The sequence below is a fragment of the Pseudomonas sp. TUM25319 genome (genome assembly GCF_056388475.1).
Map to the genome: position 1 here is coordinate 3,996,367 of NZ_CM150751.1, position 13,084 is coordinate 4,009,450.

The 13,084-nt window shown below is 67.7% G+C and carries 12 protein-coding genes; 10 read left to right on the plus strand and 2 right to left on the minus strand.

What is annotated here, in order from left to right:
* The first annotated feature begins 1 nt into the window (after position 1).
* The 4 genes from AC05QJ_RS18490 to AC05QJ_RS18505 are packed head-to-tail and all read left to right on the plus strand — an operon-like array spanning position 2 to position 5,015.
* The gene (locus AC05QJ_RS18490; protein WP_476742740.1) at positions 2–1,603 is read left to right on the plus strand and encodes an ABC transporter substrate-binding protein; all 1,602 of its coding nucleotides are present in this window, start codon (positions 2–4) and stop codon (positions 1,601–1,603) included.
* A gap of 3 nt (positions 1,604–1,606) precedes the next feature.
* The gene (locus AC05QJ_RS18495; protein WP_476742741.1) at positions 1,607–2,566 is read left to right on the plus strand and encodes an ABC transporter permease; all 960 of its coding nucleotides are present in this window, start codon (positions 1,607–1,609) and stop codon (positions 2,564–2,566) included.
* Positions 2,563–3,402: an ABC transporter permease gene (locus AC05QJ_RS18500; protein WP_476742742.1), complete on the plus strand. Its 840-nt coding sequence runs from the start codon at positions 2,563–2,565 to the stop codon at positions 3,400–3,402. The genes AC05QJ_RS18495 and AC05QJ_RS18500 overlap by 4 nt, the downstream gene beginning before the upstream one ends.
* The gene (locus AC05QJ_RS18505) at positions 3,402–5,015 is read left to right on the plus strand and encodes a dipeptide ABC transporter ATP-binding protein (RefSeq protein ID WP_476742743.1); all 1,614 of its coding nucleotides are present in this window, start codon (positions 3,402–3,404) and stop codon (positions 5,013–5,015) included. The genes AC05QJ_RS18500 and AC05QJ_RS18505 overlap by 1 nt, the downstream gene beginning before the upstream one ends.
* A 1-nt stretch (position 5,016) precedes the next feature.
* On the opposite strand, the gene paaX is transcribed toward AC05QJ_RS18505, so the two are convergent.
* Both paaX and paaY read right to left on the minus strand, forming a co-directional pair.
* Positions 5,017–5,940: a phenylacetic acid degradation operon negative regulatory protein PaaX gene (gene paaX / locus AC05QJ_RS18510; RefSeq protein WP_476742744.1), complete on the minus strand. Its 924-nt coding sequence runs from the start codon at positions 5,938–5,940 to the stop codon at positions 5,017–5,019.
* Between the two features lie 73 nt (positions 5,941–6,013).
* Entirely contained in the window at positions 6,014–6,613 is a 600-nt protein-coding gene (paaY, locus tag AC05QJ_RS18515; protein ID WP_476742745.1) for a phenylacetic acid degradation protein PaaY, read from the minus strand.
* A gap of 238 nt (positions 6,614–6,851) precedes the next feature.
* Between paaY and paaF the strand changes: the two genes are divergently transcribed.
* From paaF to paaK, 6 genes are all read left to right on the plus strand, one after another.
* Entirely contained in the window at positions 6,852–7,622 is a 771-nt protein-coding gene (gene paaF, locus AC05QJ_RS18520) for a 2,3-dehydroadipyl-CoA hydratase PaaF (protein ID WP_476742746.1), read from the plus strand.
* Positions 7,623–7,633: 11 nt separating this feature from the next.
* A complete protein-coding gene (gene paaG / locus AC05QJ_RS18525; RefSeq protein WP_476742747.1) occupies positions 7,634–8,425 on the plus strand; it encodes a 2-(1,2-epoxy-1,2-dihydrophenyl)acetyl-CoA isomerase PaaG in 792 nt (263 codons plus the stop codon).
* A gap of 4 nt (positions 8,426–8,429) precedes the next feature.
* Complete coding sequence (paaH, locus tag AC05QJ_RS18530) at positions 8,430–9,947, plus strand: 3-hydroxyacyl-CoA dehydrogenase PaaH (protein WP_476742748.1); 1,518 nt, start codon at positions 8,430–8,432, stop codon at positions 9,945–9,947.
* Complete coding sequence (paaI, locus tag AC05QJ_RS18535; RefSeq protein ID WP_476742749.1) at positions 9,940–10,380, plus strand: hydroxyphenylacetyl-CoA thioesterase PaaI; 441 nt, start codon at positions 9,940–9,942, stop codon at positions 10,378–10,380. Before paaH ends, paaI begins: the two co-directional genes overlap by 8 nt.
* Positions 10,377–11,588, plus strand: coding sequence for a 3-oxoadipyl-CoA thiolase (pcaF, locus tag AC05QJ_RS18540; RefSeq protein WP_476742750.1), 1,212 nt, complete (start codon positions 10,377–10,379; stop codon positions 11,586–11,588). Before paaI ends, pcaF begins: the two co-directional genes overlap by 4 nt.
* Positions 11,589–11,681: 93 nt before the next feature.
* Complete coding sequence (gene paaK / locus AC05QJ_RS18545; protein ID WP_476742751.1) at positions 11,682–13,001, plus strand: phenylacetate--CoA ligase PaaK; 1,320 nt, start codon at positions 11,682–11,684, stop codon at positions 12,999–13,001.
* Positions 13,002–13,084: the final 83 nt, after the last annotated feature.

Sequence of the window (13,084 nt, forward strand, 5' to 3'; positions counted from 1 at the left end):
CATGTCTCGACCTTTGGCTTCACTCAGCCTGGCCATCGCGCTGGCCCTCGCCGGTTGCGATCACCCATCCGGGCAGCAGGCCAACAGCGCAGCCCCGACACAGCCGCAGACCGGTGGCGTGCTGCGGGTAGCGTTCGACGGTGACCCCAACTGCATCGACCCGCAGCAGGCGGGCAACAACACCGCCCTCAACGTCGGCCGGCAACTGGTGGACTCGCTGACCGACCAGGATCCGCAAACCGCCGAGATCGTGCCCTGGCTGGCGGAGCGCTGGGAGGTCAGCGACGACTCGCGGCAGTTCACCTTCCACCTGCGCGAAGGCGTGACCTTCGCCGACGGTGCGGTGCTGGATGCGGCAGCGGTCAAGGCCAACTTCGATGCCATCGTCGCCCTCGGCGCCCTGGCGCAACTGGCTGGCACGTATCTGGCGGGGCTGGAGTCGGTGGACGTCACCGGGCCGCTGAGCGTACGGGTCAACTTCAAGCAGGCCAACGCCCAGTTCCTCCAGGCCAGCTCGACCATGAGCCTGGGCCTGCTCTCGCCGGCCACCCTGAAACGCACCGCCGAGGAGCGCTGCCAGGGCGCGCTGGTGGGCTCCGGACCGTTCAGCGTGAAGCGCTTCGAACACAACAAGGTCGTGCGCATCGAAGCCCGCACCGACTACGCCTGGCCCTCGTCCCTGGCCGAACACAAGGGCCGCGCCTGGCTGGATGCCATCGAGTTCCACATCCTGCCGGAATCCGGTGTGCGCCTGGGCAGCCTGCTGTCCGGGCAGATCGACGTGAACACCAGCGTGCCGGTGCAGGACGAAGCGGTGCTCGACGCCCAGGGCGTGCCCTCCATCGCCCGGCCCAACCCCGGCATCGTCTTCAACCTGACCCCCAACGAATCCCGCCCGCCGCTGGATGAGGTGAATGTGCGCCGGGCGCTGAACAAGGCCATCGACCGCAGCCAGTTCAAGGGCGTGATCTCGCGCTACCAGAAGCCGGCCAGCTCGGTGCTCGCCAGCAGCACACCCTACTACCAGGACCTGAGCGCCAGCCTCACCTATGACCCGCAAGGTGCCGGCCAGTTGCTCGACGCGGCTGGCTGGACGAAAGGCGCCGACGGCTGGCGCCAGCGCGACGGCAAGCGCCTGAGCTTCGCCCTCGACTACTGGCAAGCCACCACCCCGGTGCTGGAACTGGTCCAGCAGCAACTGCGCCAGATCGGGGTGGAGCTGCGCCTGAACAAGTCCACCATCGGCCAGGTCAGCCTGTTGCAGACCTCGCTCAACTACGAGCTGTGGTTCTTCAACCTGACCCGCGCCGACCCGGACGTGCTGCGCACCGTGTTCCTCTCCAGCGGCCGCAACGTCAACGTGCGCGGCCCCGCGCCTCTGGACCAGACCCTGCTGGAGTCGGCAGTCAGCCTCGACGGGCAGAAACGCGGCGCCCTGATCCAGCAGGCTGCCAGTGACCTGCTGGACCAGGGCCATGTGATCCCGCTGGTAGAAGCCGCCACGGTGACGGCGTTCCGTGACGTGGTGCGCGGCCTGCATTACGAAGCCTCGACCCGCCTGCAGTTCTACGACACCTGGCTGGCACAACCTGGGAGCCATTGAGCCATGAGCATTTCGACCAATCGCCATGCGCTGATCTGGCGTCCGGCCCAGGCGCTGCTGGTGCTGTGGGCCGCCTTCAGCCTGTCGTTCGCCATCCTCTACGCGCTGCCGGGCGATCCGGTGGCGATCCTGCTGGCGCAAAGCGGCGAACCGGGGGCGGTGGACCCGGCCAGGGTCGCCGAGCTGCGCGCCCGCTATCACCTCGACGGCAGCCTCTGGCAACAGTACGGCGGCGCCTTGTGGCGGCTGCTGCAACTGGACCTCGGCACCTCGCTGCAGACCGGCAAGCCGGTGGCCCAGGCGCTCGCGGCAGCGCTGCCCTCGACCCTGGCCCTGGCGGTCGCCGCCCTGCTGCTGGCACTGCCACTGGGCGTCGGCCTGGCACTGGCCGCGCATCAGGTGCGGCGCCGGCCGTTGCAGAACGCCCTGCACAATGCGCCGGCGCTGGTGGTGTCGCTGCCGACCTTCTGGGTCGGGCTGGTGCTGCTGCAACTGTTTTCGTTCCGCTTGCACTGGCTGCCGGCCATGGGCGAGCACGGCCTCGCCAGCCTGGTGTTGCCGGCAGTGACCCTGGCCCTGCCCTGCGCGGCGATGATCGCCCAGGTGCTCGGCCGCTCCATCGCCAGCGTCAGCCAGCAGCCCTTCGTCCAGGCCCTGCGCAGTAAAGGCGTCGGGCCGTGGCGGCTGCTCTGCGGGCACATCCTGCACAACGCGGCGATCCCGCTGCTGAGCCTGAGCGGCACGCTGCTTGGCAACCTGCTGGCCGGCGCGGTGGTCACCGAGACGGTGTTCTCCCGCGACGGCATCGGCCGGCTGGCCCAGGCCGCCGTCGCCAGCCAGGACATCGCCGTGGTCCAGGGCGTGGTGCTGCTGGCTGCGGCGCTGTACGTGCTGACCAACCTGGTGACCGACCTGCTCTATCCGCTGCTCGACCCGCGCATCCGCCAAGGGAGCCGTCCATGATCCTGCAACCTGCTTACGCCTTCGCCCGTCCGTTGCGCTGGCCCGGGCTGTCAGTGGCACTGAGTCTCGCGCTGTTCCTCCTGGTGCTGGGCTGGGCCTTCTGGCCGGGCCTCTTTACCAGCGCCGACCCGCTGCTGGCCGACCCGACCCAGACCCTGCAAGGCCCTTCGGCGCGGCACTGGTTCGGCACCGACCATCTGGGCCGCGACCTCTACGCCCGCTGCGTGTACGGCGCAGCACTGTCGCTGCAGGCCACCAGCATCGCGGTGCTGATCGCCTTGCTGGCCGGCAGCCTGCTGGGCGGCATCGCCGGCTGGTTCGGCGGGGTCGCCGACCGGGTGCTGGCGGTGCTGGTGGAGGTGCTGATGTCGATACCGGCGCTGCTGCTGGCGATGGCCATCGTCACCGCGCTGGGCTTCGGCACCCTGGAAATCGCCCTGGCGGTGGGCCTGTCGTCGGTGGCGATTTTCGCCCGTCTGGCCCGTGGCGAAGTGCTGCGCTGGCGCAGCCGCACCTTCGTCGAGGCGGCGCAGGTGGCCGGCGTCGGCCCCTGGACCAACCTCTGGCGGCACGTCCTGCCTCACGCCGCCGGGCCGCTGCTGGCCTTGGCCGCGCTGGAATTCGCCAGTGCCGTGCTGGCGGTGTCGGCACTGAGTTTCCTCGGCTTCGGCGCGCCGCCGCCACAACCGGAATGGGGCCTGCTGATCGCCGAAGGGCGCAACTACATGGTGGTGGCCTGGTGGTACACCACCCTGCCGGGGCTGGTGGTGGCGGCGGTGGTCCTCGCTACCCAGCAACTGGCCCGCAGCCTGCAACGTCTTCAGGGAGACGCATGATGAGTGCACCACTGGTTCGTATCCGCCAGTTCGGCGTCGAGTATCCCGGCAGCCGGCAGGCCGCCGTCGAGGGCCTGGACCTGGACATCGCCGCCGGCGAAATCGTTTGCCTGGTCGGCGAGTCCGGTTCGGGCAAGTCCACCACCGCCGCGGCCCTTGCCGGACTACTGCCGCCGGGGGTGTTGCAACAAGGTCAGGTGTGGCTGCAGGGCCAGTCACTCGAGCACCTGATCGAGCGCGACTGGCGTTCGCGCCGCGGCCGCCTGGTGGGCTTCGTGCCGCAGGATCCGGGGACGTCCCTGGACCCGGTAAAGACCATCGGCGCGCAACTGACCGAAGCCATGACCGTCCATGGCGTGCCCCGCCGCGAGGCCGCAGCACGGGCCGTGACGCTGCTGCATCAAGTGGGCCTGAAAACGCCCGAACAGTTGCTCACGTGCTATCCCCATGAGCTGTCCGGCGGCATGTGCCAGCGGGTGCTGATCGCCATCGCCCTGGCCAACGATCCGCCGCTGCTGATCGCTGACGAGCCTACCAGCGCCCTGGATGTCAGAGTGCAGCGGCAGATTCTCGACCGCCTGCAACAACTGGTACGCGAGCGCGGCAGCAGCCTGTTGCTGATCACCCACGACCTGGCGGTGGCCCTGGACCGCGCCGACCGTATCCTGGTGATGCGCCACGGCCGCCTGCTGGAAAGTGGCACGCCTTCGCAGCTGTGGCATGCGCCGCAGCACCCTTATACCCGCCAGTTGCTCCAGGCCTCGCCGCTGGCCCGGCTGCAACAACGCAGGGCAGCCCCCGCCACCGTAAAGGGCGAGCCGCTGTTGCAGGTCACCGGCCTGCAACGCCGCTTCAACCGCCACGGTCCGGCGGCGGTGGAGCATGTCAGCTTCAGCCTGCAACGGGGCACCACCACCAGCCTGGTGGGCGAGTCCGGTTCGGGCAAATCCACCACGGCGCGGATCATTCTCGCCCTGGAGCAGGCCAGCGCCGGCAGTGTGCGTTTTGCCGGCGAGGAAGTCCTCGGTGCCGGCCGCAAGCAGTTGCATGGCTATCGACGGCGAGTGCAACTGGTCTACCAGAACCCCTGGGCCGCCCTGGATCCGCGGCACGACCTGCTGGAAATCATCAGCGAACCGCTGCGGGCGTTCGGCCTGGGCGAGCGACGGGATCATCCGTCACGGGTGCTGGAGCTGCTGGAGCGGGTCGGCCTGTCCGCAGAACTGCTCAGGCGCCGGCCGGGCCAGTTGTCCGGCGGGCAGCGGCAGCGGGTTGCCATCGCCCGCGCGCTGGCGGCGCAGCCGGAACTGCTGGTGCTGGACGAACCGCTGTCGGCATTGGACGCGCCGGTCCAGGCGCAGGTGCTGGATCTGTTGCAACGGTTGCAACAGGAACTGGGCCTGACCTACCTGTTCATCTCCCACGACCTTGCCACCGTACGCGGCATCAGCGATCAGGTGCTGGTGATGAGCCAGGGCCGGCTGGTGGACCAGGGGCCTACCGAGCAGGTATTCGAGCGGCCGGCCAGCGACTATACGCGGCGCTTGCTGGAAGACATGCCCGGGCAGTTGCTGCCACTGGACCACCGCGAGCGGCAGGTGGCGGGACTGTGAGTCAGGCCAGCCCGCCAAAGCGCTTGTAGAAACCTTCCCCGGCCTCCGGCAACGGCCCGTCGGCGGTTTCCATCGCCGCTTCCAGCCACTGCTCCGCCGCGCCATGGATCAGGCGGTAGATGTTGCGGCACAACTGCCGGGCGGCGCGACCTTCCCAGTCGCCCGGCAGCAGTTCGTCGGGCAATTGCGGATCACGCAGCAACAGCTTGCGGTACTCGTGGATCAGCAGCACGCGGGCGAGGAAACAGGCTTTCGGGTCGAGGCTGTCCTGCTCCTTGAGGCTTTGCCACAAGGGCCGGAACAACTGGATGAACTCGCTGTAGTGGGCCGCCAGTTCGTCGATTTTCCAGCTCTCGCGCACCTGCATGCGCAGAGCTTTGGAGGCCAGCACGTCCTGGGCGGTGGTTTCGAAGAGGATGGTGTCTTCCTGGGCGCCGAGGTCCACCAGGGTGGCGTTGACATCGGCCCGGTCACAGCGCGGACAGCCCAGCACCCCCGGCGAAATGGCACCGAAGCCCTGCCACTCCAGCTCTTCGCGAACGACCTTGCGCTTGTCCTGGGGCAGTTGGGTCAGCACCGCCAGGCACCAGGAACCGTCCCAGGCCGGCGGGTTGGCCGCGTAGACCCGTTTGAAAGCTTTCTCGAAACGCCGCCGCCCGGTACCGGTGAGGCTGTAGTAGCTGCGCCGGCCGACCTTCTCGGCGGTCAGCCAGTTTTCCTTGGTCAGGCGGAAGATCGAGGTGCGGATCAGCCGTTCGTTGATGCCCATGGGTTCGAGCAACTGGATCAGGCTGCCCAGCCATACGGTACCGCCACGGGGTTCGATGGCATCGCCATAGAGGGTGATGATCAGGGAACTGGCACGAATCGGCGTCTGCTGCTGGAAGCGGTCGATCAGGTGGTCGAGCGGTGTGAGGGACGACATAGGCGTTCCGGTCGAAAAAGGAAGAAATATACCCGCGCGCCCTCGGCATGACCATGCAGACGCGCGCAAGAATTCAGGCGCCGCCCGGTACTTTCGGGCGTACCGCGTCATCGCGGTAGCGACCACGACCGTCCTCGATTTCACTCAGCGGCTGGCACTCGCGCATGGTTTCCAGGCAGCGCCGGGTCAGTTGCTGGTAGGCCCGGGTGCCGGTCTGTTTCCAGGCCACCTCGTCGTCGCTCAGACGCCGTGTCACTTTTGCCGGCGAACCCAGCACCAGCGATTGCTCTTCGCAGTGGAAGCCGGCCTTGACCAGCGCCCCGGCCGACACGATGCAGCGCGGCGCGATATGGGCGTTGTCCAGCACCACCGCGTTCATCCCGATCAGTGCGTCTTCTCCCACCCGGCAGCCATGCAGCACCGCGCCGTGGCCGACATGGCCGTTGCGCTCCACCACCGTGTCGCTGGCCGGAAAACCGTGCATGACGCAGGTGTCCTGCAGGTTGGCGCCCTCCTCCAGGACGATCCGTCCGAAGTCGCCGCGCAGCGCCGCCAGCGGGCCGATGTAGCAGTGCGGGCCGACGATCACGTCGCCGATCAGGACCGCCGACGGATGCACATAGGCCGTGGGATGAACCACCGGGGTCAGGCCATCGATGCTGTAACAAGTCATGACAAATCACTCCAATTCGATACGCAACAGGCAGTTATCAGAATCGCTCTACACGGTGTAGATCTCAGTAATAACGCAGCTTAACCAACACCACAAACCAGTATTAGACACATCATTTTGTTAGTGATGTTGTTTTTCTGTATCGCATTATGCCTATACTTTGGCGAAAGGGCCATCGAGCCCGTCCAACAATAAAACGCCGGCCCACGGGCCCGGCGAGCCTTGCGAGGAAGTCGTGATGCCGAACACCCTTGTGGTGCAGGCGCATCAGGCCACGCGCCTGATCACCCTGCATCGTCCACATGCACTGAACGCCCTGACCACCGAGCTGCTGGGCGAACTGGCGGACGAACTGCAACGCTGCGCCGACGACCCGGACGTGCGCGCCGTGGTCATCACAGGCAGCCGCAAGGCCTTCGCCGCGGGCGCCGACCTCAACGAAATGGCCGAGCGCGACCTCGTCGGCATGCTCGACGACCCGCGCCAGGGCTACTGGCAGCGCATCACCCAGTTCCCCAAACCGCTGATCGCCGCCGTCAACGGCTACGCCCTGGGCGGTGGCTGCGAACTGGCGATGCACGCCGACATCCTCATCGCCGGCGAAGACGCCCAGTTCGGCCAGCCGGAAATCAACCTCGGGATCATGCCCGGCGCCGGCGGCACCCAGCGCCTGCTGCGGGCGGTGGGCAAATCGCTGGCGATGCAGATGGTTCTGGCCGGCGAATCCATCAGCGCCCGCCGTGCCCTCGACGCCGGGCTGGTCAGCGAAATCACCCAACCCGAACTCACCGTCGAACGCGCCCTGCAGATCGCCCAGCGCATCGCCGCCAAGGCGCCGCTGGCGGTGCGCCTGGCCAAGGAAGCGCTGCTCAAGGCCCAGGACCTGGACCTGGCCAGCGGCCTGCGCTTCGAACGTCACGCATTCACCCTGCTGGCCGGCACTGCCGACCGCAACGAAGGCATCCGCGCCTTCCAGGAAAAACGTCCGGCCGACTTCAAGGGCTGCTAAGAGGACCTACCATGAGTTACCAGCACATCCTGTTTTCCATCGAGGCCGGGGTCGCGACCCTGAGCCTGAACCGTCCCGAGCAGCTCAACAGCTTCAACACCCTCATGCACCAGGAGGTGCGTGACGCCCTCAAGACCGTGCAGAACAACGGCGATGTCCGCGTGCTGCTGCTGACCGGCGAAGGCCGTGGTTTCTGCGCAGGACAGGACCTGAGCGACCGCAACGTTGCGCCCGGCGCAGAAATGCCGGACCTGGGCCTGTCCATCGAGCGGTTCTACAACCCGCTGATCCGCACCCTGCGCGAGCTGCCGATCCCGGTGATCTGCGCGGTCAACGGCGTGGCCGCCGGGGCCGGAGCGAACATCCCGCTGGCCTGCGATCTGGTAATGGCGGCCCGCTCGGCGAGCTTTATCCAGGCCTTCTGCAAGATCGGCCTGATCCCCGACTCCGCCGGCACCTGGGCCTTGCCGCGCCTGGTGGGCATGGCCCGGGCCAAGGCGCTGACGCTGCTGGGCGAACGCCTGAGTGCCGAACAGGCGCTGGAGTGGGGCCTGATCTATCGCGTGGTGGACGACGCCGAACTGCGCGACCAGGCCATCGCCCTCGCCCGCCAGCTCGCCACCCAGCCGACCTACGGCCTGGGCCTGATCAAGCGCAGCCTGCACGCCAGCCTCGACAACAGCTTCGAGCAGCAACTGACCCTCGAACGCGACCTGCAACGCCTGGCCGGACGCAGCGAGGACTACCGTGAGGGCGTCGCCGCCTTCATGGAAAAACGCGCGCCGCAGTTCAAGGGGTATTGAGTCGATGAGCGCACTGAACACGAACGTCGCCATCGCCGTGATCGGCGCCGGCGCCATGGGCGCCGGCATCGCCCAGGTGGCAGCCAGCGCCGGGCACCGGGTCTGGCTCTACGACAACCGCGAGGGCGCAGCCGCCCAGGCCATCGACGGCATCGGCAAGCAACTGGCCCGGCGGGTCGCCAACGGCAAGCTCAGCGCCGAGGCCCGCGAGGCGTGCATCGCCGCGCTGGCGCCTGCCAACAGCCTGGAACAACTGGCCGACGCGGGCCTGGTGATCGAAGCCATCGTCGAGAACCTGGAGATCAAGCAGGCCCTGCTGCGGCAACTGGAAGCCGTCTGCGCTGCGGACTGCATCCTCGCCAGCAACACCTCGTCGATCTCCATCACCCGCCTCGGCGCCGGCATGAATCACCCCGAACGGCTGGTGGGCATGCACTTCTTCAATCCGGCGCCGGTGATGGCGCTGGTGGAAGTGATCAAGGGCCTGGCCACCGACCCGAACGTCGCTGCACGGGTACTGGCCACCGCGCTGGCCTGGGGCAAGCAGCCGGTGCTGGCGCGCTCCACCCCCGGTTTCATTGTCAACCGCGTGGCCCGGCCGTTCTACGCCGAAAGCCTGCGCCTGCTGCAGGAAGGCGCCGCGGACTGCGCCAGCCTCGACGCCCTGCTGCGTGAGGCCGGCGGCTTTGCCATGGGCGCCTTCGAGCTCACCGACCTGATCGGCCACGACGTCAACTACGCGGTGACCTGCTCGGTGTTCGAGGCCTATTACCAGGACATGCGTTTCCAGCCCTCGCAGATCCAGAAGGAGCTGGTGGACGCCGGTCACTTCGGCCGCAAGAGCGGCCGTGGCTTCTATGACTACCGCGAAGGCGCAATCCGCCCGGATGCCGCTGTGCTCACCAGCAACGCCGCTGTTCCGGCGGTGATCGTCGAAGGCGAAGCCGGCCTGTTGCAGCCGCTGCTGGAGCGACTGGCACAACAGGGCGTGAGCGTCAGCCGTCGCGCCGGGCGCGGCCTGCTGCGGGTCGGCGAGGCCAGCCTGGCCCTGAGTGACGGGCGCCTGGCGAGCCAGCGCGCCGCTGACGAGGGATTGAACGACCTGGTCCTGCTCGACCTGGCTCTGGATTACCGCCGCTGCACGCGCCTGGGCATCAGTTGGGCCGCGGGCACATCGCCCCATGCCGTGGACCAGGTGGTTGCCTTGCTCGGCGCCGCCGGCATCAACGTCACGCCCCTGCGGGACAGCCCGGCGCTGTGCGTGCTGCGCACCGTCGCCATGCTCGCCAACGAAGCCGCCGACGCCCTGCTGCAAGGGGTGGCCTCGGCCGCCGACATCGACCTGGCGATGCGCGCCGGGGTCAATTACCCGCAAGGCCCGCTGGCCTGGGCCGATCAACTGGGCGCCGCCACCCTGGTGACCGTGCTCGACCACCTGCAAGCGGCCTATGGCGAGGAACGCTATCGCCCGTCCCTGCAACTGCGCCGGCAACTGGCCGAAGGAGCACGCTTTCATGAATGACCGTCTGGATCTGGCCAGCCGTTGCGCCCAGGCCCTGTTCGACCGCGATGCCGCGAGCCAAGGCCTGGGCATGCGCCTGCTGGCCAGCGGCCCGGGCACGGCGCGGGTCGGCATGAGCGTGCGCGCCGACATGCTGCAAGGCCACGGCACCTGCCACGGCGGCTTTCTGTTCGCCCTGGCCGATTCGGCCTTCGCCTTCGCCTGCAACAGCCACAACGACGCCACCGTGGCCCAGGGCTGCAGCATCGAGTACATCGCCCCGGCGTTTCTCGATGACACCCTGACCGCCGAGTGCACCGAACTGAGCCGGGGCAAGCGCACCGGCACCTATGACGTCCGCATCGAGAACCAGCACGGCAAGCTGATCGCGCTGTTTCGCGGCAAGTCCTACCAGGTACGCGGCAGCGTGCTCGAACCGGAGACCCTGAAATGACTGATGCCCTGATCATCGACGCCGTGCGCACGCCCATCGGGCGCTACGCCGGCGCCCTGAGCGGCGTACGCGCCGACGACCTTGGCGCGGTGCCGCTGCGCGCCCTGATGGAACGCCACCCGCAGGTTGACTGGAGCCAGGTGGACGACGTGGTCTACGGCTGCGCCAACCAGGCCGGCGAAGACAACCGCAACGTGGCACGCATGTCGGCACTGCTGGCCGGCCTGCCGACCAGCGTGCCGGGCGTGACCCTCAACCGCCTCTGCGCTTCCGGGCTGGAAGCGGTGGGCACCGCGGCACGGGCGATCCGCTGCGGCGAAGCCGGGCTGGTGCTGGCCGGCGGTGTCGAATCGATGTCCCGCGCACCGCTGGTGATGGGCAAGGCCGAACAGGCGTTCTCGCGCCAGGCGGAAATCTTCGACACCACCATCGGCTGGCGCTTCGTCAATCCGCTGATGCAGCAACAGTACGGCATCGACAGCATGCCGGAGACCGCCGAGAACGTGGCCGAGCAGTTCAACATCAGCCGCGCCGACCAGGACGCCTTTGCCCTGCGCAGCCAGCAGCGCGCCGGTGCCGCCCAGGCCAGTGGTCGCCTGGCCGAAGAAATCGTGCCGGTACGCATCCCCCAGCGCAAAGGTCCGGACAAGGTGGTCGAGCAGGACGAACATCCCCGCGCCGACACCACCCTCGAACAACTGCAACGCCTCGGCACGCCGTTCCGCGCCGGTGGCAGCGTCACCGCCGGCAACGCCTCCGGGGTCAACGACGGCGCCTGTGCACTGTTGCTGGCCAGCAGCGAGGCGGCCCGCCGCAACGGCCTCAAGGCCCGTGGCCGGGTGGTGGCGATGGCCAGCGCCGGCGTGGAGCCGCGGATCATGGGCATCGGCCCGGTGCCGGCGACCCGCAAGGTGCTGGAAATCGCCAACCTGGCCCTGGCCGACATGGACGTCATCGAACTCAATGAAGCCTTCGCCGCCCAAGGGCTGGCGGTGCTGCGCGAACTGGGCGTGGCCGACGACGATCCACGGGTCAACCCCAACGGCGGCGCCATCGCCCTCGGTCACCCACTGGGCATGAGCGGCGCGCGACTGGTCACCACCGCGCTGCATGAGCTGGAACACCGCAACGGCCGTTACGCCCTGTGCACCCTGTGCATCGGCGTCGGCCAGGGGCTGGCGATGATCATCGAACGCCTCGACAACTGAACGCTGAACACTCCACGGCGCCGGGTTATGCTGGCGCCATGCACTCGGGCCGACGTGCCGGCCGTAGACAACAACAACATTCAGAGTGAACCCATGAACATGCAGCTCTCTCCCGCTTCCGTGCTCGACCCGATGGAAACCGCCAGTGTCGACGAACTGCGCGCCCACCAGTTGCAACGCCTGCGCTGGAGCCTGGAACACGCTTACCAGAACGTGCCGATGTACCGGCAGCGTTTCGATGAACTGGGCGTTCATCCTTCCGACCTGAACAGTTTCGAAGACCTGGCACGCTTCCCCTTCACGGTGAAGAACGACCTGCGCGACAACTACCCCTTCGGCATGTTCGCCGTGCCGCAGCACGACATCGTGCGCCTGCATGCTTCCAGCGGCACCACCGGCAAGCCGACCGTGGTCGGTTATACCCAGAAGGACATCGACACCTGGGCCGACCTTGTCGCCCGCTCGATCCGCGCCGCCGGGGGACGCAAGGGCGACAAGGTGCATGTGTCCTATGGCTATGGCCTGTTCACCGGCGGCCTGGGCGCCCACTACGGCGCCGAGCGCCTGGGCTGCACCGTGATCCCCATGTCCGGCGGCCAGACCGAGAAACAGGTGCAACTGATCCGCGACTTCCAGCCCGACATCATCATGGTCACGCCGTCGTACATGCTCAACCTGGCCGACGAGATCGAACGCCAGGGCATCGACCCGCACAAACTGGCGCTGCGCCTGGGCATCTTCGGCGCCGAGCCCTGGACCCCGGAACTGCGGGCCTCGATCGAGGCGCGCATGGGCATCACCGCCCTGGATATCTACGGCCTGTCGGAAATCATGGGGCCGGGCGTGGCCATGGAGTGCGCCGAGAGCCGTGACGGCCCGACCGTGTGGGAAGACCATTTCTACCCCGAGATCATCGACCCGGTCACCGGCGAGGTGCTGCCGGACGGCGAGCTGGGCGAACTGGTGTTCACTACCCTGAGCAAGGAAGCCCTGCCGATGGTGCGCTACCGCACCCGCGACCTGACCCGCCTGCTGCCGGGCACGGCGCGGCCGATGCGGCGCATCGACAAGATCACCGGGCGCAGCGACGACATGCTGATCATCCGCGGCGTCAACGTGTTCCCGACCCAGGTCGAGGAACAGGTACTGAAGGTGAAACAACTGTCGGAGTGCTACGAGATCCACCTGTACCGCAACGGCAACCTCGACAGCATCGACATCCACGTTGAACTGCGCGGCGAGCACCAGCACCTGGGCGAAGCGCAGCAAAAAGAGGTGTGTTCGGAACTGAGCCGGCACATCAAGACCCACATCGGCATCAGCTCGCGGATCGTCCTGCAGCCGGCGTACTCGATCAAACGCTCGGAGGGCAAGGCTTGTCATGTGTATGACAAGCGCAAGCAGGCGGTGTAGCGCCCGGCTTGTGTGAGCGGATTTACCGGAACGCCGGACCGCCGCGATCGGCGGCGCAGCCGTCGTAAAACCTGATTCTGCGG

Coding starts and splice junctions, on each gene's coding strand:
- AC05QJ_RS18490 (WP_476742740.1), top strand. CDS start 2: ATGTCTCGACCTTTGGCTTCACTCAGCCTGGCCATCGCGCTGGCCCTC.
- AC05QJ_RS18495 (WP_476742741.1), top strand. CDS start 1,607: ATGAGCATTTCGACCAATCGCCATGCGCTGATCTGGCGTCCGGCCCAG.
- AC05QJ_RS18500 (WP_476742742.1), top strand. CDS start 2,563: ATGATCCTGCAACCTGCTTACGCCTTCGCCCGTCCGTTGCGCTGGCCC.
- AC05QJ_RS18505 (WP_476742743.1), top strand. CDS start 3,402: ATGAGTGCACCACTGGTTCGTATCCGCCAGTTCGGCGTCGAGTATCCC.
- paaX (WP_476742744.1), bottom strand. CDS start 5,940: ATGTCGTCCCTCACACCGCTCGACCACCTGATCGACCGCTTCCAGCAG.
- paaY (WP_476742745.1), bottom strand. CDS start 6,613: ATGACTTGTTACAGCATCGATGGCCTGACCCCGGTGGTTCATCCCACG.
- paaF (WP_476742746.1), top strand. CDS start 6,852: ATGCCGAACACCCTTGTGGTGCAGGCGCATCAGGCCACGCGCCTGATC.
- paaG (WP_476742747.1), top strand. CDS start 7,634: ATGAGTTACCAGCACATCCTGTTTTCCATCGAGGCCGGGGTCGCGACC.
- paaH (WP_476742748.1), top strand. CDS start 8,430: ATGAGCGCACTGAACACGAACGTCGCCATCGCCGTGATCGGCGCCGGC.
- paaI (WP_476742749.1), top strand. CDS start 9,940: ATGAATGACCGTCTGGATCTGGCCAGCCGTTGCGCCCAGGCCCTGTTC.
- pcaF (WP_476742750.1), top strand. CDS start 10,377: ATGACTGATGCCCTGATCATCGACGCCGTGCGCACGCCCATCGGGCGC.
- paaK (WP_476742751.1), top strand. CDS start 11,682: ATGAACATGCAGCTCTCTCCCGCTTCCGTGCTCGACCCGATGGAAACC.